Origin of the sequence: Vreelandella zhuhanensis, from assembly GCF_009793355.1 — a bacterium.
GTDB lineage: Bacteria > Pseudomonadota > Gammaproteobacteria > Pseudomonadales > Halomonadaceae > Vreelandella > Vreelandella zhuhanensis.
This window is the reverse complement of the sequence record NZ_WTKP01000002.1, coordinates 405,662-424,408: the sequence shown is the minus strand read 5'-3', so window position 1 is coordinate 424,408 and position 18,747 is coordinate 405,662. Positions and strand designations below refer to the sequence as shown.

The 18,747-nt window shown below is 55.8% G+C and carries 20 protein-coding genes and 1 rRNA gene; 10 read left to right on the top strand and 11 right to left on the bottom strand.

Annotated features, from left to right (window positions below; genetic code table 11):
• The 3 genes from rrf to GPM19_RS04320 all read left to right on the top strand — a co-directional run.
• Nucleotides 1-85, top strand: a 5S ribosomal RNA gene (gene rrf / locus GPM19_RS15730); the annotation flags it as partial.
• 126 nt (nt 86-211) lie between these two features.
• The gene (locus GPM19_RS04325) at nt 212-403 is read left to right on the top strand and encodes a hypothetical protein (protein ID WP_160417624.1); all 192 of its coding nucleotides are present in this window, start codon (nt 212-214) and stop codon (nt 401-403) included.
• Nucleotides 404-416: 13 nt separating this feature from the next.
• A complete protein-coding gene (locus GPM19_RS04320) occupies nt 417-992 on the top strand; it encodes an isochorismatase family protein (RefSeq protein WP_160417623.1) in 576 nt (191 codons plus the stop codon).
• Between the two features lie 63 nt (nt 993-1,055).
• On the opposite strand, the gene yaaA is transcribed toward GPM19_RS04320, so the two are convergent.
• Together yaaA and GPM19_RS04310 are read right to left on the bottom strand one after the other, a co-directional pair.
• Entirely contained in the window at nt 1,056-1,835 is a 780-nt protein-coding gene (gene yaaA, locus GPM19_RS04315) for a peroxide stress protein YaaA (protein WP_160417622.1), read from the bottom strand.
• A gap of 116 nt (nt 1,836-1,951) precedes the next feature.
• The gene (locus tag GPM19_RS04310) at nt 1,952-2,983 is read right to left on the bottom strand and encodes an NADP(H)-dependent aldo-keto reductase (RefSeq protein WP_160417621.1); all 1,032 of its coding nucleotides are present in this window, start codon (nt 2,981-2,983) and stop codon (nt 1,952-1,954) included.
• A gap of 259 nt (nt 2,984-3,242) precedes the next feature.
• On the opposite strand from GPM19_RS04310, the gene GPM19_RS04305 reads away from it, so the two are divergent.
• Together GPM19_RS04305 and GPM19_RS04300 are read left to right on the top strand one after the other, a co-directional pair.
• Entirely contained in the window at nt 3,243-3,740 is a 498-nt protein-coding gene (locus GPM19_RS04305) for a tetratricopeptide repeat protein (RefSeq protein WP_160417620.1), read from the top strand.
• 33 nt (nt 3,741-3,773) lie between these two features.
• On the top strand, nt 3,774-4,280 hold the full coding sequence (locus tag GPM19_RS04300) for a hypothetical protein (RefSeq protein ID WP_160417619.1): 507 nt from the start codon (nt 3,774-3,776) through the stop codon (nt 4,278-4,280).
• Here GPM19_RS04300 and GPM19_RS04295 read toward each other — a convergent pair.
• The 7 genes from GPM19_RS04295 to GPM19_RS04265 all read right to left on the bottom strand — a co-directional run bounded on the left by GPM19_RS04295 (nt 4,277) and on the right by GPM19_RS04265 (nt 8,501).
• Nucleotides 4,277-5,248, bottom strand: coding sequence for an NAD(P)H-quinone oxidoreductase (locus GPM19_RS04295; protein WP_160417618.1), 972 nt, complete (start codon nt 5,246-5,248; stop codon nt 4,277-4,279). The two genes, GPM19_RS04300 and GPM19_RS04295, sit on opposite strands and share 4 nt — an antisense overlap.
• A gap of 26 nt (nt 5,249-5,274) precedes the next feature.
• On the bottom strand, nt 5,275-5,823 hold the full coding sequence (locus tag GPM19_RS04290) for an LOG family protein (RefSeq protein ID WP_160417617.1): 549 nt from the start codon (nt 5,821-5,823) through the stop codon (nt 5,275-5,277).
• 16 nt (nt 5,824-5,839) lie between these two features.
• Complete coding sequence (locus GPM19_RS04285) at nt 5,840-6,373, bottom strand: DUF501 domain-containing protein (RefSeq protein ID WP_160417616.1); 534 nt, start codon at nt 6,371-6,373, stop codon at nt 5,840-5,842.
• On the bottom strand, nt 6,345-6,671 hold the full coding sequence (locus GPM19_RS04280) for a hypothetical protein (protein ID WP_160417615.1): 327 nt from the start codon (nt 6,669-6,671) through the stop codon (nt 6,345-6,347). The genes GPM19_RS04285 and GPM19_RS04280 overlap by 29 nt, the downstream gene beginning before the upstream one ends.
• Before the next feature lie 43 nt (nt 6,672-6,714).
• The gene (locus GPM19_RS04275) at nt 6,715-7,122 is read right to left on the bottom strand and encodes an acyl-CoA thioesterase (protein WP_160417614.1); all 408 of its coding nucleotides are present in this window, start codon (nt 7,120-7,122) and stop codon (nt 6,715-6,717) included.
• A gap of 65 nt (nt 7,123-7,187) precedes the next feature.
• Nucleotides 7,188-8,006, bottom strand: coding sequence for a hypothetical protein (locus GPM19_RS04270; RefSeq protein ID WP_160417613.1), 819 nt, complete (start codon nt 8,004-8,006; stop codon nt 7,188-7,190).
• A 60-nt stretch (nt 8,007-8,066) separates the two neighbouring features.
• Nucleotides 8,067-8,501 carry a hypothetical protein gene (locus tag GPM19_RS04265; protein WP_160417666.1) on the bottom strand — a complete coding sequence of 145 codons (435 nt, stop codon included), beginning with the start codon at nt 8,499-8,501 and terminating at the stop codon, nt 8,067-8,069.
• 39 nt (nt 8,502-8,540) lie between these two features.
• Here GPM19_RS04265 and GPM19_RS04260 point away from each other — a divergent pair, with 39 nt between their 5' ends.
• Nucleotides 8,541-9,701 carry a MalY/PatB family protein gene (locus GPM19_RS04260; RefSeq protein ID WP_160417612.1) on the top strand — a complete coding sequence of 387 codons (1,161 nt, stop codon included), beginning with the start codon at nt 8,541-8,543 and terminating at the stop codon, nt 9,699-9,701.
• Nucleotides 9,702-9,715: 14 nt separating this feature from the next.
• On the opposite strand, the gene GPM19_RS04255 is transcribed toward GPM19_RS04260, so the two are convergent.
• A complete protein-coding gene (locus GPM19_RS04255; RefSeq protein WP_160417611.1) occupies nt 9,716-10,666 on the bottom strand; it encodes a tetratricopeptide repeat protein in 951 nt (316 codons plus the stop codon).
• Between the two features lie 259 nt (nt 10,667-10,925).
• Between GPM19_RS04255 and GPM19_RS04250 the strand changes: the two genes are divergently transcribed.
• The 4 genes from GPM19_RS04250 to GPM19_RS04235 are packed head-to-tail and all read left to right on the top strand — an operon-like array spanning nt 10,926 to nt 18,059.
• Nucleotides 10,926-11,315 carry a response regulator gene (locus GPM19_RS04250; protein ID WP_160417610.1) on the top strand — a complete coding sequence of 130 codons (390 nt, stop codon included), beginning with the start codon at nt 10,926-10,928 and terminating at the stop codon, nt 11,313-11,315.
• Complete coding sequence (locus GPM19_RS04245) at nt 11,308-12,975, top strand: diguanylate cyclase (protein ID WP_160417609.1); 1,668 nt, start codon at nt 11,308-11,310, stop codon at nt 12,973-12,975. Before GPM19_RS04250 ends, GPM19_RS04245 begins: the two co-directional genes overlap by 8 nt.
• Before the next feature lie 42 nt (nt 12,976-13,017).
• On the top strand, nt 13,018-16,263 hold the full coding sequence (locus GPM19_RS04240; protein WP_160417608.1) for a PAS domain-containing protein: 3,246 nt from the start codon (nt 13,018-13,020) through the stop codon (nt 16,261-16,263).
• Nucleotides 16,263-18,059: a sensor histidine kinase gene (locus GPM19_RS04235; protein WP_160417607.1), complete on the top strand. Its 1,797-nt coding sequence runs from the start codon at nt 16,263-16,265 to the stop codon at nt 18,057-18,059. The genes GPM19_RS04240 and GPM19_RS04235 overlap by 1 nt, the downstream gene beginning before the upstream one ends.
• 49 nt (nt 18,060-18,108) lie before the next feature.
• On the opposite strand, the gene GPM19_RS04230 is transcribed toward GPM19_RS04235, so the two are convergent.
• A complete protein-coding gene (locus GPM19_RS04230) occupies nt 18,109-18,570 on the bottom strand; it encodes a DsrE family protein (protein ID WP_160417606.1) in 462 nt (153 codons plus the stop codon).
• Nucleotides 18,571-18,747 lie beyond the last annotated feature (177 nt).

Here is an 18,747-nt window from a genome sequence, read left to right as displayed (position 1 = left end):
ATCCCTTGCCGAACTCAGTCGTGAAACCGTTCCGCGCCGATGGTAGTGTGGGGTCTCCCCATGCGAGAGTAGGTCATTGTCAGGCACCTATTCGAAAAAAACGCCCCCACGGCCTTGCCGCGGGGGCGTTTTTTTTTGCCTTGCATTCAAGAAGGTCCTGACTCACAAAAGTGATAACCTCTAGTTATCTTCAAAAGCGAAAGAGATAAACATGAGTAAAATATTGCATAAACTGATTCTTATCCTGTTGGTTAGCATACTGACTGCTGGGCTAACAGCTTGTCAGGATGAACCGGGGCCGGCAGAGAAGGCAGGGCAGCAGTTTGACGAGGCAATGCAGGAAACAGGTGATAGCATCGAAGAATTGGGCCAAGATATGAGAGATGCCGCCGAAAAAGATTAAAAGGAACGCCAGGATGTTATTGAGCCGAGAAAAGAGCCTGATGTTGATGGTCGATTTGCAGGCGGGGTTGATTCCAGTCATCGATGGAGGCGCTCAGGCTGTGGAAGAAGCCGCCTGGATGGGGGGAGTTGCCGAAGCATTGGAAGTGCCAATATGGGTGACTGAGCAATATCCTGAAAGACTCGGCGGAACGGCAACTGGCTTACTTAACGCCTTGCAAGATTATCGGTTATGGAAAAAGTGCCACTTCGGCATCATGGCGGAAACCGAGTTTGGTGACGCCCTGCGCGAAACCGGTCGGACCCAGATCGTTCTGTGTGGTACAGAAGCGCATATTTGCGTGTTGCAGACAGGATTAGGCCTGTTGGCGGCAGGTTATGAGGTCTACTGGCTGACGGAAGCCACCGCCAGCCGCCGCATGGAAGAAGCCCAACTGGCCCGCCAGCGGGCCTGTCAGGCAGGTGCCGTTGCGGTCAGTGCCGACATGGTGGCCTATGAATGGTTGCATCGTTGCGATACGTCAACCTTCAAGCAGGTTCATCAGGAATTCTTGAAACCACGCTCGGCTCGCCCACTGCGCTTTTTCTAACCCGTCACGCTTTTCCTAGCCCATTATGTTTTTCTACGAGCATGTTTTTCTACGAGCAAGGAACTATCGGCTAGTTTCGTCACGCGTAAAGATATAGGTATTTGCTTCCGACATGGCGGCATTATAACGATACCCTGCCACGTCGAATTCCTTGAGCCCTTCCGGATCGTCTAGCCGTTGCCGGATGATCCATGCTCCCATCAGGCCGCGCGCTTTTTTAGCGTAAAAACTGATGATCTTGTAACTGCCATTTTTTTCATCCTTGAAGACCGGTGTAATCACTCGGGCTTCAAGGGCTTTCGTATCGATGGCCTTGAAGTATTCATTGGATGCCAAGTTAACCAGTGCGGGTGAACCACTGGCCTGGATAGCTTCTTGGAGTGCCTGCGTTAGCTGAGGTCTCCAGTACGCGTAGAGATCCTTGCCCGCTGGGTTAGGCAATTTAGTACCCATTTCCAGACGATATGGCTGAATCAGGTCCAGCGGGCGCAACAGGCCGTAAAGTCCTGAAAGGATGCGCAGGTGGTCTTGAGCAAAACGGTTGTCACTCTCAGTGAAGGTCTCTGCTTCCAGTCCGGTGTAAACATCACCCTGAAAGGCTTGGGCAGCAGGTTTGGCATTGTCCAGATCGAAGGGTAGCTGCCATTGAGCGAAACGTGCCGCATTAAGACCGGACAGCTTGTCGCTTATGCCCATGAGTTGGCCTAACTGATGCGGTGAGTAACCCCTCAGGATATCTACTAGCTGCTGGCTATGTTCGAGAAAATCCGGCTGAGTGACATGGTCGGTAGTGGCGGGGGTCTCGAAATCGAGAGTCTTGGCAGGCGATATCACGCTCAGCATGGAAAAGCTCCTGTAGCGGCAAATAACAAGAGTATACCAAGCCCCGAGTAATCCCGGGGCTTGTCTCCAGGGCTATCCGCGCGATTGTGCGTTCAGGTTCAGGTTCAGGTTCAGGTTCAGGGGCAGGGATTTGGCATACGTTGATGGATGGCGTCGATAGCCTCAAACACCTCATTATCAAGCTTCAAGCTTTCGCTTTCCAAGTTGCTTTCCAGCTGCTCCATATTAGTGGCGCCAATAATATTGCTGGTAAGAAAGCTGCGTGAATTGACAAAGGCCAATGCCATTTGAGCGGGGTCTAGGCCATGCTCGCGGGCCAACTCGACATAGGCGCGGGTGGCTGTCTCAGCTTGAGGGGACGTATAACGTTGAAAGCGTTCAAACAGGGTGAGGCGGGCATTTTCAGGTCGAGCCCCATCCAGGTACTTGCCGGAAAGCACACCGAAACCCAGTGGCGAATAAGCCAACAGCCCGACATCTTCACGGTGGGCTATTTCAGCCAAACCGACTTCAAAGCTGCGGTTAAGCAAGTTATAGGGGTTCTGAATGGAGGCTACTCTGGGCAGACCCATGGTGTCGGCCAAGTGTAGCGCGCTCATGACGCCCCAAGGCGTTTCGTTTGACAGGCCAATGGCGCGAACCTTGCCGGCATCGACCAGCTCCTTTAACGCTCCTAAACTTTCTTCCAGCGCCACGGCATCCTCTTCCTTGTCATGGCGATAATCGAGCTTGCCGAAAAAATTGGTGTTGCGATCCGGCCAATGTAATTGATAGAGGTCGATGTAGTCTGTGTTTAGTCGCTTGAGGTTTTCATCGGCGGCCTGAAGAATCTGGCGGCGAGTCAGGCGTGAGCCACCGCGTAGATAATCCATGCCCGGTCCGGTTACCTTGCTGGCCAGAATGATATCGTCCCTTGATCCACGAGCCTTGAGCCAGCTGCCGATATAGGTTTCCGTCAGGCCTTGGGTTTCTGCCTTGGGAGGCACGGGGTACATTTCAGCGGTATCGATGAAATTGATACCAAAGGTCACCGCACGATCAAGTTGTTCGTGTGCATCAGCTTCACTGTTTTGTTCACCAAAGGTCATGGTGCCGAGGCAGAGTCGACTGACTTCAATGCCGGTTTTGCCGAGAGGGCGCGTCTGCATTCTTGAACTCCTTGAGGAGGTGGTTGTGCCTTGAATGGCGGCGGTGCCATGTCCGTCATGCATGGTAACGAGAGGCTACCTAACCAGCAAATCAAGGGGGGGTTGAGTCGCTGGCAAGGCGGGCGTATGCTTGCCAGCCCATCCGCTGGCAGCTACCGCTGGCGACTCATGTGGTCAGGCGATTGGGACAAGGAGTTCCGCGCGTTGTTGAAGCGTCCCTGGTCCAAAGTAATCAGATTCAAAGGCAGGATGGTTTGCCATGCCCCAGGCAGCATCATTGTTCATTCGGCTTGAGTACGGTCTAGCCGAGAGACTATTTCATAATCGTTGGCTGTTGCCACGCTCGCCACGTGCGCAGCGTTTAACCATGCGCTTGTTCAAGCGCTGCGCCGAGGCAGGCCACCCCGTGGCATTATCTGTTTATGGCCATATCTTGTTCCATCGCAGCTTGTCACCGCAGGACAAGGCGCGTGGGGCACGCTATGTGATCGAAGCCGCTCATGCGGGTGATCTCAAGGCACAGTACCAGGTCGCGCAGATATACGAGCATGGGTCTGTACAATACCCCCGTCGGGAAGACTATGCTGTCACTTGGTATGCGCGGGCAGCACAGGCCGGCCATTATCTGGCTGCCGAACGGCTGGCTCGGGCATATTGCTATGGCGAGCTGGGATTGGCGGTCGATAATGAGAAATCTACTTTTTGGCAGCGTCAGGCTGACGCAAAGCAGGGTATTCAATCTGCTCCCGCTGCCTGACACATCATCAGCTTTCAATGGATAAGGTATCCCGTGTTCGAGACGCTACCAACAGTGCTGGATATTGAAGCGTCCGGATTCGGGCGTGGCAGTTATCCCATTGAAATCGGCCTGGCAAGAGCTGATGGAAGTAGCTGTGCCTTCCTGATTCAGCCGTTGGATGAGTGGACGCACTGGGATCCCAAGGCTGAATTGTTGCATGGCATCGCCCGTGAACGTTTGGTACGCGAAGGTTATCCGGTGCGCCAAGTGGCGTGTTGGATCAATGATGAAATGGAGGGCATAGACAAGGCCTACAGTGACAGCTGGGGGTATGACAACACTTGGCTATCCTTGCTATTTCACCATGCTGGTATGTTGCCGCATTTTCGTCTCGAGGCGCTACGCATCCTGCTCAATGAAGCGCAGCAGGCCATGTGGAGTGACACCAAGGAAGCCATCATTACCGAATGTGGCATCCATCGTCACCGGGCCGGCGAAGATGCGCGGCTGCTGCAATTGACCTACCAGCGAACCTGCAAGTTGATCGAAAATGATTAACCCTCGCCGTTGACGCAAAGCAGTACTTTGCCGATGTTAGCGTCTTGCTGCAGATACTGATGAGCGGCCTCAGCGTCTTTTATTGACCAGGTGCGATCCACCAGTGGCTTGAGTTCGCCAGTCGTCAAACGTGGCCAGACGTGAGAATAGAGAGCATCCAGGATGGCACCCTTGGCAGCGGGTGGCTTGGCCCGTAATGTTGAACCAATGAAGCGCTGGCGTTTCATCAACATGCGGCCCATGTCCAACTCGGCATTTCTACCGCCCATCAGCCCGATCAGCACCAATCGCCCATCGGCATTGAGCACCTTTTGATTATCCGCCAGGTAGCTCGCTCCCACCGTATCCAGAATCACATCCGCACCGCCCCATGTTTTGACTGCCTCGACAAAGCTCCCATCATGGCGATTCCAGCCAGCATCCGCCCCCAAGGCACGGCAAGCCGCGAGCTTTTCTGCGCTGCCGACGGTGACAAAACAAGGATGCTCGAAGGCACGGCATAGCTGAATGGCAGCGGTGCCCACCCCACTGGCACCCGCGTGTAGAAGCACTCGCTCATGGGTGCGCAGATTGCCTTCCATAAAGAGATTGAGCCAGGCGGTGGCAAACACTTCGGGTAGGGCGGCAGCATCGCGCAAGCTGGTCGCGGGCGGCAGGGGAAGCACCTGCCGGGCATCGACCACCACTTCTTCGGCGTAGCCGCCACCGGTAAGCAGCGCGCACACCCGGTCACCCGGACGAAAGCGACTAACATCAGGGCCTGTTTCCATGACGCTGCCGCTGACTTCCAGGCCCAAGGTTTCGCTAGCGCCCGGGGGAGGGGGATAGTGGCCTGCGCGTTGCATCAGATCAGCGCGATTGACGCCTGCCCAAGCCACGCGTATTCGCACCTCTTGAGCAGAGGGGCCGCTGGGAGCCGCAACCTCGCGCCAGGCAAGCTGTTGGTTATCTAAGCAGATGGCATACATGGCACACACTCCTTGTTTAAGCAGCGTCAGCCTCGCAGATGGCTCTCCAGGGCGTCAAGCAGGGTACGAGGCGTTTCCGCATCCATCAGCATGTCGCGGGTAGTCGTGGCCATGAAGCCTTGGGTTACCGTGGCATCCAAAAAGGCCAAGAGCGGCGTGTAGAAGTCGTTGATATTGAGCAGAGCCAACGGTTTGTCATGCAGCCCCAGATAACCCCAGGTCCAGACTTCAAATAATTCTTCGAAGGTGCCGATGCCTCCAGGCAACGCAACGAAGGCATCCGCATGAGCCGCCATGCTGGCTTTGCGCTCATGCATGTCGGTAACGCGAATCAACCGAGTCAGGCCCAGGTGCGCCTGTTCACGTTCAACAAGGTGCGTCGGCATCACCCCGGTAACCTCACCTCCGGCTTCCAGCACTCTATTGGCCAGCTCCCCCATCAGCCCGATGCGCGCACCGCCGTAGACCAGGGTGTGCCCGCGCTCGACCAGGCTGTGGCCGAGGGTTCGCGCCGCTTGGCGAAACGCCGGGTCGTGACCTTCCCTGGAGCCTAGATACACACAGATTCGCGACATGGTGATAGCTATCCTTTCAAGGCAAGCAGTGAGTGACAGGGTAGTGTGCGTCCATCCATTGACCGATGACATTATCAGCCGGGCTATTACTGCCCAGATGATGGGCGTACTGAGTATGCAGGCAGCGTACCTGATCCCAGTTACTGATGCCGCCGATTCCCCGTTGGGTCAATACTTGGGTATAACCTAAGCGTGCCACCTCGGCTTTTTGGGGTTCGCTCATGAACGCCCAGCGGCTGGCTACGTAAGCATGATGGCTTTGATGATAAGTCGCCAGAAAGTCAGGTTCCTGTTGCAGGCGTTGTTCCAGTTGCTTGATCACTCCATCGGCTTCAATGTGTGAAATTTCGATCTTCAAGCGCTCAGAACACAGCCAGTACAGCGTAGGAAACGGCTTGTCATCGATGGTAGGTGCCATACGCAGCACCAGCGGCGTGCCGTTACCATCGGTGGCGGCGACGGCCTCTATGCCGCGTGGGGCACGGCCCAGCTGTTCAGCGATGATCGCCAACTGACGGGCATCAGGAGCTTGATTGGTTCGAATCACCATCGTTGGGATCTCTTACAAACTTGTTGGAACGCCCGACGGCGCGAAAGAAACAGCGATTAAGCTGCTCGGGACTGACAATGTATTGCCAATGACGCTCCGCATACTCCGCTGCGCGCGCCATCAGCACATCATAAAGGCGATTGAACGGGGAATCATAATCGTAGGGATCGGCACCGAACAAGCGGATATGCGGGTAATCGGCGAAACGTTCCATGAAAAAACGTTCCAGATCGGCCTCGACAGCGCGATGCAAAGGCGTGTTATCGGGGTCTAGCCACAAGGTGTAACGAATCGCCATGTGCGGCTCCTGCATGGCCCCGATTTTCCGGGGCGAAGATAGCTTAGAGAGATGCCGGTGCCTCCTGGAGGTGTGCTTCAAGTGCTTGACGCAACTCACCTTCGATGGGGACGGAGCATTTTGCCTGGTGATCGTAGTGCACCATCACCGCATGGCCAAGATTGGTCAGCTTGCCGTGTTGGCGTGCCTCCTGAGTGACCACGAAGGAGCTATTGCCCAGCCGGGACAAATAGGTACGAAGTTCGATGTCATGACCGTAAAACAGTTCGGCGCGGTAGTCGATTTCCATGCGGGCAATGATCAGGCGCCATTCTTTGGGATCAAGGTCCGGGGTAAACAGTTTGAAGAGATCGTTGCGGGCCAGCTCGAACCATGCCGGCAAGCGCGTGTTGTTGATATGGCCCAGCGCATCGGTGTCGTAGAAGGCAGGTTCGATGGTGCGTGTGAACATAGGAAGATTGTCCTTGTTATGAATGGCGTCACAGGCGCTCAGGATTACCCCAAGCAAACGCTTGGTCAAGTATGGCCATTGGCCAGGCGCAAGGTTCTCCACGCCTGAAAGCGCATCCAGCCCCAAAGCCACAGGGTCGCCACGCTAAACCCGGCAAGCGTTCCCCATACCAATCCCAGAGACGAGTAGGTGAGTGAGACGCAGAGGGTATAGCTCAACAACGACCCCAGGCCCATCGGGTAATGCTTGATCACCGTGGCTACGGGTGCCGCACCGTGACTCAAATGCAAGATCAGCAGGAACGGAAACATCGTGACCGGAAACGCGGCCAGCACGCCGGCCCAGGCGGGAGGCAGCCAGTGCGCCAGGCCGGTAATGGTAAAGATGATCAGCGTCGCCAAGCCGGCTCTCAGGCCCAGTGCCTGCCATGAAAAGGCTCGGCTGGCGTTGACTCGGGCCTCGGGCACTTGACGATAAAGCCAACTGAAAAGACCGATAGCGGCGAGCGTGAACAGGGTGCCACTCAAGCGGGTAAAGCTGAATTGGGTCAGTATCAGGCTCATCGCTAACCAGGCGGCAAGCCCTCCCGCGCTACCGGCAATCAGCCCCTTGAGGCCATCTTGCCGCCCGCAGAGTAGGTAGCCGCCCCCCAGGGCCAGGGTGGCAGTGAAGCCGGCCAAGGTATGCACGGCACTTTGGGTGGTGAACTCAGGCGAGATTTCCAGACCGATGAAAAATAACGCCAGGGCGGTGCCCAAGGGGTAGCCCGCCAACAAGCCTGCCACACGCGGGCTGACCCTGACCGCCACCGCACCGAGCCCCAGTACCAAGGCGATAGACACGCACAATTTGGCCAATTGCCAACCGAGGGGAACATCTGCCACTGTTTTAATCCTTTTATGATGGGCGCTTGTGACGGGCTTTTGTAGAGGCTACGTCGATTGCTAAATCAGCCGTAACCCTTGCTGGTCGGACCATGCCGCTTCCAGAGGCTCAGCCAGAGGTGCTTGCAAGTGCTCGGGCAAGGCCGCTTTGGCAGTATCGATATCGCTGAACTGTCGGTTACGCAGCCAGCAGTAAGCCCAGGCAAAGGCTTCCGCTTCGCTGTGAGGCACTGGGCGAGCGGGCATCTGGTTGAGCAGAAATACCGCGGTACAGGGTGCCCACAAAGGGATGTCGTGAGCTTCCGGGGCTTGGCTCCAGGCAACCAGGGTCTCGCCGCTGGGAGTGCTCTCGGGTTCGGCAAGCTTGGCAACGCGTGCGGTTTCCGCAAGAAGCAGCGCCAGTCGGTCATTATCGGCCTGGCCCTCTGTCAACCATTGGTGGAGCAGGGCCGGTAGCCCTCGGCGCACCTTGGCATAGAAGTCACTTTGCGGCATCGTCGACTGCATCTCTGTATCCCTTAGCGAGGAAGGTTCATGGAATTTGATTTTGCCACGCCTGTCGAGCGTCGCCACCCTGAAGGCCGTTGGCCTTCTCAGAAATGGCACCGTTATGCAGAGGATATCCTTCCCTTGTGGGTGGCGGATATGGATTTTCGCTCACCGCCGGCAGTGATCGATGCCTTACAGCAGCGTGTGGCCCATGGCGTCTACGGTTATGGCGAAGTGCCGGATTCGCTCAGGCAGGTCCTCTGTGAGTGGAGCGCCGATCATTATGGCTGGAAGATTGCCCCTGAGTGGCAGCAGTGGCTGCCCGGTGTGGTGCCCGCCTTGCACCTGGCCAGCCTGGCGTTGACCCAGCCGGGGGAGGGGGTATTGACCCTTACCCCCATTTACCCACCCTTTCTCGACGTTGCCGCTCGTACCGGGCGTTTATCCCAGCAAGCCACCATGGCGCCGCCCGCTCATTCTGGCGAGCCATGGCGATTGGATCTTGAGGCGCTGGAAGCGGCGATAACCCCGGCCACCCGTTTGTTGCTATGGTGCCAGCCCCACAATCCCACCGGCCGTGTATGGCGCCAAGCCGAGCTCACCGGTTTAGCCGAATTGGTGGAACGCCATGATTTATGGGTGGTCTCCGATGAGTTGCATTGTGACCTGCTGCTCGAGGAGGGCGCTCGCCACCAGCCGCTGGCCGCGGCCTTTCCCGCGCTGGCGAAACGCATCGTGACACTCTGGGCACCGTCCAAGACGTTCAACCTGGCCGGGCTGACCACCGCCTGCGCAATTATTCCTGATGAGCACTTGCGAAAGCGTTTTGCTGCGGCCTCCAAGGGCTTGTTGCCGGATGGCAATGTGCTGGGGCTGGTGGCGGCAGAAGCCGCGTATCGCCACGCCGAGCCGTGGCGCCAGGTGTTACTCAAGGTGCTACGAGATCATCGAGACGCCTTGGACAAACGAGTGCAGACCTGGCCTGGGGTCAGCATGAGTGCACCGCAATCCACCTATCTGGCCTGGCTGGACATGCGCCAGGCCGGATTGGGCGACTGCCCGCAGAAAACATTACTCAAGCAAGCCGGGGTGGCACTTTCCGATGGCGCGGCGTTCGGCGCGCCGGGGTTCGTGCGCCTCAATTTCGGCACCACCGCCGTTCAGTTGGAAGCGGCGTTGGCGCGTCTGGATCGGCTGCTGCGCTGAACCCGTTTAAAGGCTCAATACATCATGGTAAATAGCTTGCGACGGTAGGTGACGGTCAGCGGATGATCGGCCCCCAGTGCATCGAATACCTGAAGCAGCATCTTGCGCGCCGCGTCATCGTTGTAGCCACGGTCCTGCTTCATCAGGGTAAGCAGGCTCTCCAGGCCGGCTTCATAATCGCCGTCGGCGACTTGGCGCAAGGCGCGCTGGAATTGCGCCTCGCTATCGTCACGGCCTTGCATGGCGTCTATCTCGGCATGAGAAAGCGCCTGCTCGCCGAAGGCGATACTCGCGCGTACACCACGCGCCGCCGGTGCCTCGCGCTCTTCCGGCGGCAGGTTGTCCAATAAACTGCGCGCATCTTCCGTCAAGCCTCCGGCAACCAGGGCGCGAGCCAAGGCCACTTGATAGGCGTAATGCTCGGGGTATTGAACGACAAGCTGCTGATAAATTTCGCGTGCGGTCGCGGCGTCGCCTGCAGCAAGCGCTTCGGCAGCCTGGTCTTCAGGGCTGGGCGGGACATCTTCCGGGGCGGGGAAATAACGGGCCAGCCACTCACGAATCTGTTTTTCCGGCAAGGCGCCCTGAAAGCTATCCACCAGGCCGCCTTGGCTGACCAGCTTCACGTCCGGCACCGAACGCACCCCTAACTGGCTGGATATTTCCGGATTGGCTTCCACGTCCAGCTTTGCCAGCAGGAAGGCACCGTTATATTCGATGGCGAGCTTTTCCAGAATCGGCATCAAGGTCTTGCAGGGTTCACACCAGGGCGCCCAGCAATCCAGTAGCACCGGCACCTGCATCGAGGCTTCGAGTACCTGCTGAATATTGCTGGCATCCAGCTCAATGATGACATCTTCAGCGCGCAGTGGCGCAGCATCGGCGGCGGGTTGAGTCGACGCCTCCTGGGGTGAGACCTGGGGTGAGGAAAGCGGCTCACCCGTACGGGGATCAACAATGGGCATGATAGGACCTTGCACAGAAATGGATTTGGTCTGGATATGCAGGCGATAGCGGCCGGATTCAAGGGTGGTCTTGCTTCAATGGCATAGCATGCTTTTTTTGGAAAGTGAATTCGTGCAAAAATTGGTTCTAATTATTTAAAATGTTTTGTTGTTATTTTTCCGGTCGTTTGGTTATTTTGGCCTTGTTATGTCGGTTAGGCTCATGAGCGATAGGTTACTGGCCAATAGTAGCCGACTGCTTTGGAATGGATGAATACTGATGACAGTTTTGCAGCGCGTATTGTACGTTGAGGACGACCCGGATATCAGTGAGATTGCCGCGCTGGCACTGGAGGCTGTAGGAGGCTTGACGCTCAAGGGTTGTGAGTCGGGTCATGAGGCGTTGGCCGAGGTCGACAGCTTTGCGCCGGATCTCATTTTGCTGGATGTCATGATGCCCGGCATGGATGGCCCGGAAACGTTGGAGGCATTGCGCCGGCAGGGTTCGATCTCTTCAGATACCCCGGTGGTGTTCGTGACGGCCAAGGTACATCCGGAAGAGTTAAGGCGTTACCGAGAAATGGGGGTGACCGACGTAATTTCCAAGCCGTTTGACCCCATGACGCTTGCCAATGAATTGCGTGCCATTTGGGAGCGTTTCCATGCCTGAGCAGAACGATCCGTCCGACCTTGAATCACGCCTTACTTCGCTGCGGGCCGCCTATCGCCAGCGTCTGGTGAAGGATTTGGCTGAAATCGAATCGGTGGTAAGGCGTCTGAGGCCCGGCGCCGACAATAGCGAGGCGCTTGGCTTTCTGCATCACGCCTTGCACAAACTGGCAGGGTCGGCCGGCACCTTCGGCTTTGATCAACTGGGGCGACAGGCAAGGCAGCAAGAACAGGAAATCGAGCATTGGAAACAACGACTCAGCGGTTCGGTAGGCGCGTTTGAGGTAACACAGCTCGGCCACTGGCTTGGGCGACTCAACGCCAGCCTTAGAGCTGACGAGACAAGTGCGGGTGCCATGGCAGTGGAGTCACGCTCGGAAAAGGAGGGGGATAAACAGACCATCTGGCTGGTCGAGCGCGATCAGATGCTGGCGGATTACATGGCCCAGCAACTGCGTAGTTTCGGCTTTGTTGTGCGGCATTATCTGAACGTCGAGCAGATAGAAGGCATTGATGATGAACAGCCAGATCTATTGCTGGTGGATCATCGCGCGAGCAACAACGGCGATGCCTTGCGCCAAGAACCGGTCACATTTTGGCAGGAGCGCCTGGCGCGATATCTCTGTCCGATCATCTTTACGGCGGGAGAAGAGAATTATATCTCACGGCTGACTGCCGTTCGCAGCGGTGCTGAGGGGTATTTCGTCAAGCCGATCGATGTGCCTCAGTTAGCCGCCCATGTCGCGCAGCTGCTCAAATCCGGCGATCAATCGTCGGAGCGTGTGTTGATTGTTGAAGGCGATCAAGCGCTGGCCGAGAGCTGTGTCGCCGTGCTGGCGCAGGCGGGTATGCAAGCTCGGTGCATTCATGACCCACAATGCCTGATCCAAATCGCCAGTGAGTTTTCTCCCGAACTGATCTTGATGGATCTTCAGCTGCCGGGAGCGACGGGTGCTGAGCTGGGGATGATGCTTAGGCAGTTCGAGCGCTGGCAGCACCTGTCGATCATTTATCTGTCATCAGCGTCTTGTCAGTACCAGCGGGAAGAAGCCTTGATGCGCGGCGGCGATGCCTTTCTGGAGAAGCCGGTGGATGCTCGGCTTCTGGTCAACACCTGCCGTGCCCGCGTGCAACGCGTGCGCAAGCTTGAAGAGGCGATGGTCCGCGATGGACTGACCGGCCTGCTCAAGCACGCCAGCATCAAGGAAGCCCTAGCGGAGGAGTGGCGTTCAGCCCAGCGTAGCGGTAACCCTTTCAGTGTCGTCATGCTCGATATCGACCACTTCAAGTCGGTCAATGACACTCATGGGCATGCCGTGGGCGATTTGGTTATCAGTGCCGTGGGCACCCTGCTGCGCCAACACTTTCGTAGCACGGACCGGCTCGGTCGATATGGCGGTGAAGAATTTGCCCTGGTACTGCCAAACTGCGAGGTAGACGTTGCTGCCAAGTTAGTTGATGGCTTGCGAGATTCCTTTGCGGCGATTCAATTCGTGGGCGGCAATGATTTTTCCTGCACGCTATCGGCGGGTGTTGTCGATAACCAGCAATTGCCGGAAGGCCATGCCGGCGAGTTGCTTGAAGCCGCCGACAACGCGCTCTATCAGGCCAAAAATGCAGGGCGTAACCGAGTCTGTATTGCCCAACCAACAAGTGCGTGAAAAACAATAAAAACAGGCGTCATGCTAAAACGAGGTCGTTTCATGCAAGAGCCAGCAATACCTGAGGACGAGCCTGCCCGACAGCAGGCGTTGGATGAAACCGGCTTGATCGACTCGAAAACCGAAGAACGTTTCGATCGTTTGACGCGTATGGCCTTGCGTCACTTTTCTTTGCCTATTGCCTTGCTGACGCTGGTGGATGCTGAGCGGCAATGGTTCAAGTCCTGCCAGGGGCTGAATGTACCCGAAACGTCTCGAAATATTTCCTTTTGTGGGCACACCATTTTATTCGATGAGCCATTGTTGGTGGAAAATGCTCTCGAAGATGAGCGCTTTGCCGATAATCCCTTGGTACAGGGCGAGCCAAACATTCGTTTCTACGCCGGCATTCCTCTGCATGCCGCCTCCGGCCATCGCATAGGTACGTTTTGTATTATCGATAGCCAGCCAAGGACTTTTTCTGAAAAGGATGTTGAAGCGCTGCGTGACTTTGCCGGCGCGATCGAAGATATGATGCTCGCCGACGCGCTGGAGCGTCAGGCTCGCTCTTCCATACAGCACGCACTAGTGGACAGTGAGCGGCGCGCGCGGTTGGTGATCGAAGGAACTCGGGTAGGCACCTGGCAGTGGAACGTCCAGACAGGTGAAACCGTATTTAACGAACGCTGGGCCGAGATCACAGGTTACACACTCAGCGAGTTGGCACCGATTTCTATCGAGACCTGGTTGAGTCTTGCCCACCCTGACGACCTGGCTCACTCCGAGACATTGTTGAAGGAACATTTTTCGGGCGAGACGAGTGAGTACGATTGTAAGGCCCGGATGCGTCATCGCGACGGACATTGGGTTTGGGTGCATGACCGTGGGCGTCTGTTCGAGTGGACCCCGGACGGTCAGCCGCTATTGATGTTCGGCACCCATGCCGATATCACCGCAGAGGTCGAAGCCGAGCAGGCGCTTGTTGCAAGTCGAAATGAATACGCCTCCCTGGTGGCTAACATGCCTGGCATCACCTATCGGTGCCTGCCGGATGAATGCTGGACCATGCTCTACATGAGCGATCAGGCGGAACGTGTCACTGGGTACCCAGCCGCCCACCTGATCGATAATGTCCAACTCAGTTACGCGCAACTCGTTCATCCAGACGATACCGCTCGACTCGATACCGTCATTCGGGATGCCATGCGTTTGGGCGAAGAATGGCACCTTGAGTATCGTATTCAACACCGTGAAGGTCGCTGGCGCTGGGTGGAGGAAAGGGGCCGGTCTCATGTTGAGGAGAATGGGCAGAGGACGGTACTGGAAGGGTTTATTGTCGATATTACCCGCCAATACGAGGCCAGGGAGCAACTGGCTCACAACCATGAAGCATTGAGTCTGTTGAATCAGATCGCCTTTAACACCGAAGGTGATCTGGACGAGCGTATCAATCGGGCCCTGTTGCTCGGGCGCGACTACCTTGGCATGGCGGTGGCTATCGTCAGCCAGATCGAAGCCGATGATTACATCGTTCGCTGGTGCGATACCACACAGGATTTCGCGTTGGCTCAAGGCCAACGCTTTTCGCTTGGGCAGACCTACTGCCAACTGACACTGGATCATGTGGGTGAACTTGCCATCAAGCACATGAGTCGTTCGCCTTTTCACGGGCATCCCTGCTACCAAGCTTTTGCCCTGGAATCTTATGTGGGTATTGAGATTGAGGTTGAGGAAAAGTGTTTCGGTACACTGAGTTTTTCCTCTGCGCAGCCTCGTGAGGAAAACTTCAGTGATAGTGAGTTGCTATTCGTTCGCCTATTGGCACGCTGGTTGAGTGATACGCTGTGGCATTATTTCTCCAATGAGCGCTTGAACAAGCTGCTTGCCCAGGTGCCGGGAATGATCTATCAGTTCAGGCGCTTTCCTGGGGGGCGTGTCTGCTTTCCTTTTAGTTCGCCTGGCATTCAAATGATCCATGGCATTTCGCCCGAGTCAGCGGCCGCCGATGCCGACTCAGCATTCGAGCGCATCCATCCTGATGATCTCCACAGTGTTGCTGAATCCATTGAGCACTCGGCAGAGACCCTGCAGACCTGGACGGCACAATATCGAGTGCAAAATAGCAACGACGCCGGCTATCGCTGGGTGTCGGGCCAGGCGCGCCCCGAACGTCTTACCGATGGAAGTGTGCTTTGGCATGGCTACATCCAGGATATCAATGAGCGTAAACAGGTCGAGTTGGCGCTGGAGTACAGTGAAGCCAGGCTACGTAGCCTGTTTGAGTTTGCACCTATCGGGATTGCACTCAATGACTTGGAAACCGGGCAGTTTTTAGAACTGAATGATGCCTTGGTTGCACCGTCAGGCTATAGCCGAGAGGAGTTTTCCCGTTTGAACTATTGGGATATCACGCCTCAGGAGTATGCAGCCGAAGAAGAGGACATCCTTAAAAGCCTGGAAACCTTGGGCCGCTATGGACCCTTTGAAAAAGAATATATTCGCAAGGACGGCACTCGTTACCCGGTGCGTCTGCAAGGGATACTCAGCTACGATCCTGACGGTCGTCGAGTGGGCTGGTCCTTGATTGAGGATATCTCGGAGCGCAAGAAGCTTGATCAGATGAAGGATCAATTCATCGCCACGGTCAGCCACGAGCTAAGAACGCCGCTGACGTCGATCAGTGGATCACTAGGGTTGTTGTTGGGGGGTGCCGGTGGCGTGCTGTCTGACAAGGCGGAGCGATTGCTTGAGATTGCTCAACGTAATAGCCAGCGCCTTGCCATACTGATCAATGACTTGCTTGACATGGAAAAGTTGGTGGCGGGCAAGATGCCCATGCACCCGGAGGTGCAAGCCTTGATGCCTATCATCGATGAGGCGCTGGAAGCCAATGCCGACTACGGCAGCCAGTACGGTGTGATTCTCCAACCACCTGACCAACGACCGGATGTCGCCGTGAAAGTTGATCGTCAGCGGCTGGTCCAGGCACTTTCCAATCTACTGTCCAATGCCATCAAATTTTCTCCCGATCATGGTGTGGTCGACGTGCAGGTATCCATCGATGCGCATCAGGCGCTTATTAACGTGCGCGACCATGGCCCCGGTGTCGATGCCGTATTTCGAGACAAACTTTTTAAGCGGTTTTCCCAAGCCGATAGTGGGGATAAACGCAAGTTGCCGGGTACTGGCCTGGGGCTTGCCATTACGCGGGAAATCATGGAACAGATGAATGGGGCGGTCGACTATCAGGAGGCTGACGGTGGTGGCAGCTGTTTCTGGATACGCTTGCCTTGTCGGGAAAGCGTCTGATGTTATTGCGTAACCGAATCGTCCTGATCATATGCTTGGCCAGTGTGCTGACCATGACCGCCATGATGGTCACGGTTTATCAACTTCTATTAGACGATTATGAATATTTGGTTGCCGAACATGAGTCAAGCAGCCTTGCGGACCTATCCCATCAAGTCGAACAAGGGTTGCAGCAGAGTCTTATCGCGCTGGAATCCGTCTCATGGCGCCTCGTCGATAGCAATACCGGTACCTTGTATCCGCTCAAGGAGCTGGAGGCGATCATGCAGCAAAGCAGGCTGGCAAACGACCGCTTTCCCGATGGCCTGCTGATCTTCGATGCTGATGCCACCGCAATCGCCGAGAACATACATGTGCCGGGGCGTCTAGGAACCAATTACGCAGACCGGGCACATTTCAGGCGGCTTTTCAAAAGCGGTAAACCTATCATTTCTGAGCCGATTATAGGACGAACCACGGGGTTACCCCTGCTCTCCTTTCTTGTCCCGGTACTTTCCGATGAGGGAAAGCGCCTCGGGATCGTAGGGGGGGTTATAGATTTGTCGAAAAATAACATTCTCCCGGAGGGTATCGACGAAAATTGGCAAGATGACAATACCTTTCTCATTATCGACGTCAATAACCGCTTGTTTGTCTCGATGCAGCAAAAGTTCGACGAAGTGCAACCTTTACCTCCGCCAGGTCAGAACGCTCTGGTGGACGCGGCGTCGCGTAACCTGCATTCCGGCCAGGTAACCACGGCCGATAACCAGCGTTATGTCGTGGTGACACGCGAGCTGGCCGATTTAGGTTGGATAATGCTACGAGCCATCCCTTATCAGCGAGCGATCGCCCCAGCGCGGAAATCCTTTGCTAATTTTTCCATCATTAGCCTATTTATCGCCATCACCGTGGCTATGATCGGGTGGTGGGTGGCTTGTTCTTTGACGAGGCCCCTTGAATATATTGCCCAGCGTATCGACAGTATGGCCGACGATCCCAGTGAGGTGAGCATACTCACGGCAAAAGGTGGGCCGGAGATTCAATCGCTGACGCGTGCCATGAACCGCTTGGCAAAAGAGCGTCAGGCCGTGGATCGCCTCAAGGATGACTTCATCTCGAGTGTCAGTCATGAGCTGCGCACCCCGATGACTTCGCTCCATGGAAGCCTCAAGTTGCTCAATGCGGGCGTGACTGGCGACTTGCCAAGCAAAGCGCGCTCGATGATCGAGTTGGCCTTGAGAAACTCCGAGCGTCTTCAGCTACTGGTGCGTGATCTTCTAGACTTCAATAAATTGATTTCGGGTAATATCGTGTTTGAACGTCAATCCTTTGCGTTGAGCGAACTATTGCAGCAAGCAGTCAACGATATTGGCCCGATGGCTGCCGAATGTGGGATTCGTTTCGACATCCATGACGATCAGCACTTAGGTGTGTGGGCGGATGCGCAGCGATTACGCCAAGTCGTGGACAATCTTCTCAGCAATGCAGTCAAGCATTCTCCGCTGGGAGGCGAGGTTCGAATCACGACCGAACCAGCATCACCTGAACGTGTGCGCGTGACGGTAAGCGATCAGGGAAGTGGCGTTCCCGATGAATTTTCTCCCCGGATCTTTGAGCGCTTTGCGCAGGCCGATCGCGGCTCGAAACGTGCCGTCACGGGCACGGGACTCGGCCTTGCCATCGCCAGGGAGCTCATCATGCGAATGGACGGCGCGATTGGTTTTTACAATACAGAAGGGGCTAATTTCTGGTTTGAACTGCCCAAGGCTAGGGAACGCCAACAGGAACCACAAGAAGAAAGTACGCTTGGTTAACGCCTGATAACTGATCTCGCCCGACACACGCCGAGCGAGCGGTCACGTATCAGAAGTCGTAAACCGAGATGGACGGGTCACGCATCATCTCGGCCATCGGTCCTGGTGCTGCTACGCCTACGCCGTCTAACAACTCATCTTCACCGTACTCAGAGTTGGGCAAATAGATGGCGCACACGTCCACCGTTACCCCCTTGCCCATCAACATCTGGAGAAGCCCTTCCGGCTTGACCTGCTCCATCGGATGGCCGGGCGGTGTGTTGATCGCTTCGTCGCTGGAATAGCCATCAACGGCCAAGTCGCCAGCGGCATCACACAGCAAGATATGCAAATCGGTACCCTGCTTGCGCATGGCGTTGCCTAAAATCATGGCCATGCTCTGGGTTTGGACAGCATCACTGGTGACGATCATCAACGCTTGATCTTCCGCATTGCCGTGATTATCGGCAACGGCAAGCGTCGGCAGGGCAAAAGCTGTCAGGGTTGCCGCTGCAAAGTGTGAATAACGCATTATTTCTCTCCTCATAAAAAACGCTAAAAGTGGTGGTGAAAGTAAAGAACGATGTGTTGTAGCGTACACTCTAAATATAACTAAATCCTCTAAGTTAATAATGTTAACTTGAAGGATAGCTAAGAAAGCAAAGAGCCATATGCGGTGCTTTGTCGCAAGAGGGAAATCATTCTGGAG

Excerpts from the sequence above, each read along its gene's own strand:
- GPM19_RS04325 (WP_160417624.1), top strand. The coding sequence starts at position 212 with ATGAGTAAAATATTGCATAAACTGATTCTTATCCTGTTGGTTAGCATA.
- GPM19_RS04320 (WP_160417623.1), top strand. The coding sequence starts at position 417 with ATGTTATTGAGCCGAGAAAAGAGCCTGATGTTGATGGTCGATTTGCAG.
- yaaA (WP_160417622.1), bottom strand. The coding sequence starts at position 1,835 with ATGCTGAGCGTGATATCGCCTGCCAAGACTCTCGATTTCGAGACCCCC.
- GPM19_RS04310 (WP_160417621.1), bottom strand. The coding sequence starts at position 2,983 with ATGCAGACGCGCCCTCTCGGCAAAACCGGCATTGAAGTCAGTCGACTC.
- GPM19_RS04305 (WP_160417620.1), top strand. The coding sequence starts at position 3,243 with ATGCCCCAGGCAGCATCATTGTTCATTCGGCTTGAGTACGGTCTAGCC.
- GPM19_RS04295 (WP_160417618.1), bottom strand. The coding sequence starts at position 5,248 with ATGTATGCCATCTGCTTAGATAACCAACAGCTTGCCTGGCGCGAGGTT.
- GPM19_RS04290 (WP_160417617.1), bottom strand. The coding sequence starts at position 5,823 with ATGTCGCGAATCTGTGTGTATCTAGGCTCCAGGGAAGGTCACGACCCG.
- GPM19_RS04285 (WP_160417616.1), bottom strand. The coding sequence starts at position 6,373 with ATGGTGATTCGAACCAATCAAGCTCCTGATGCCCGTCAGTTGGCGATC.
- GPM19_RS04280 (WP_160417615.1), bottom strand. The coding sequence starts at position 6,671 with ATGGCGATTCGTTACACCTTGTGGCTAGACCCCGATAACACGCCTTTG.
- GPM19_RS04275 (WP_160417614.1), bottom strand. The coding sequence starts at position 7,122 with ATGTTCACACGCACCATCGAACCTGCCTTCTACGACACCGATGCGCTG.
- GPM19_RS04265 (WP_160417666.1), bottom strand. The coding sequence starts at position 8,501 with ATGCCGCAAAGTGACTTCTATGCCAAGGTGCGCCGAGGGCTACCGGCC.
- GPM19_RS04260 (WP_160417612.1), top strand. The coding sequence starts at position 8,541 with ATGGAATTTGATTTTGCCACGCCTGTCGAGCGTCGCCACCCTGAAGGC.
- GPM19_RS04255 (WP_160417611.1), bottom strand. The coding sequence starts at position 10,666 with ATGCCCATTGTTGATCCCCGTACGGGTGAGCCGCTTTCCTCACCCCAG.
- GPM19_RS04250 (WP_160417610.1), top strand. The coding sequence starts at position 10,926 with ATGACAGTTTTGCAGCGCGTATTGTACGTTGAGGACGACCCGGATATC.
- GPM19_RS04245 (WP_160417609.1), top strand. The coding sequence starts at position 11,308 with ATGCCTGAGCAGAACGATCCGTCCGACCTTGAATCACGCCTTACTTCG.
- GPM19_RS04240 (WP_160417608.1), top strand. The coding sequence starts at position 13,018 with ATGCAAGAGCCAGCAATACCTGAGGACGAGCCTGCCCGACAGCAGGCG.
- GPM19_RS04235 (WP_160417607.1), top strand. The coding sequence starts at position 16,263 with ATGTTATTGCGTAACCGAATCGTCCTGATCATATGCTTGGCCAGTGTG.
- GPM19_RS04230 (WP_160417606.1), bottom strand. The coding sequence starts at position 18,570 with ATGCGTTATTCACACTTTGCAGCGGCAACCCTGACAGCTTTTGCCCTG.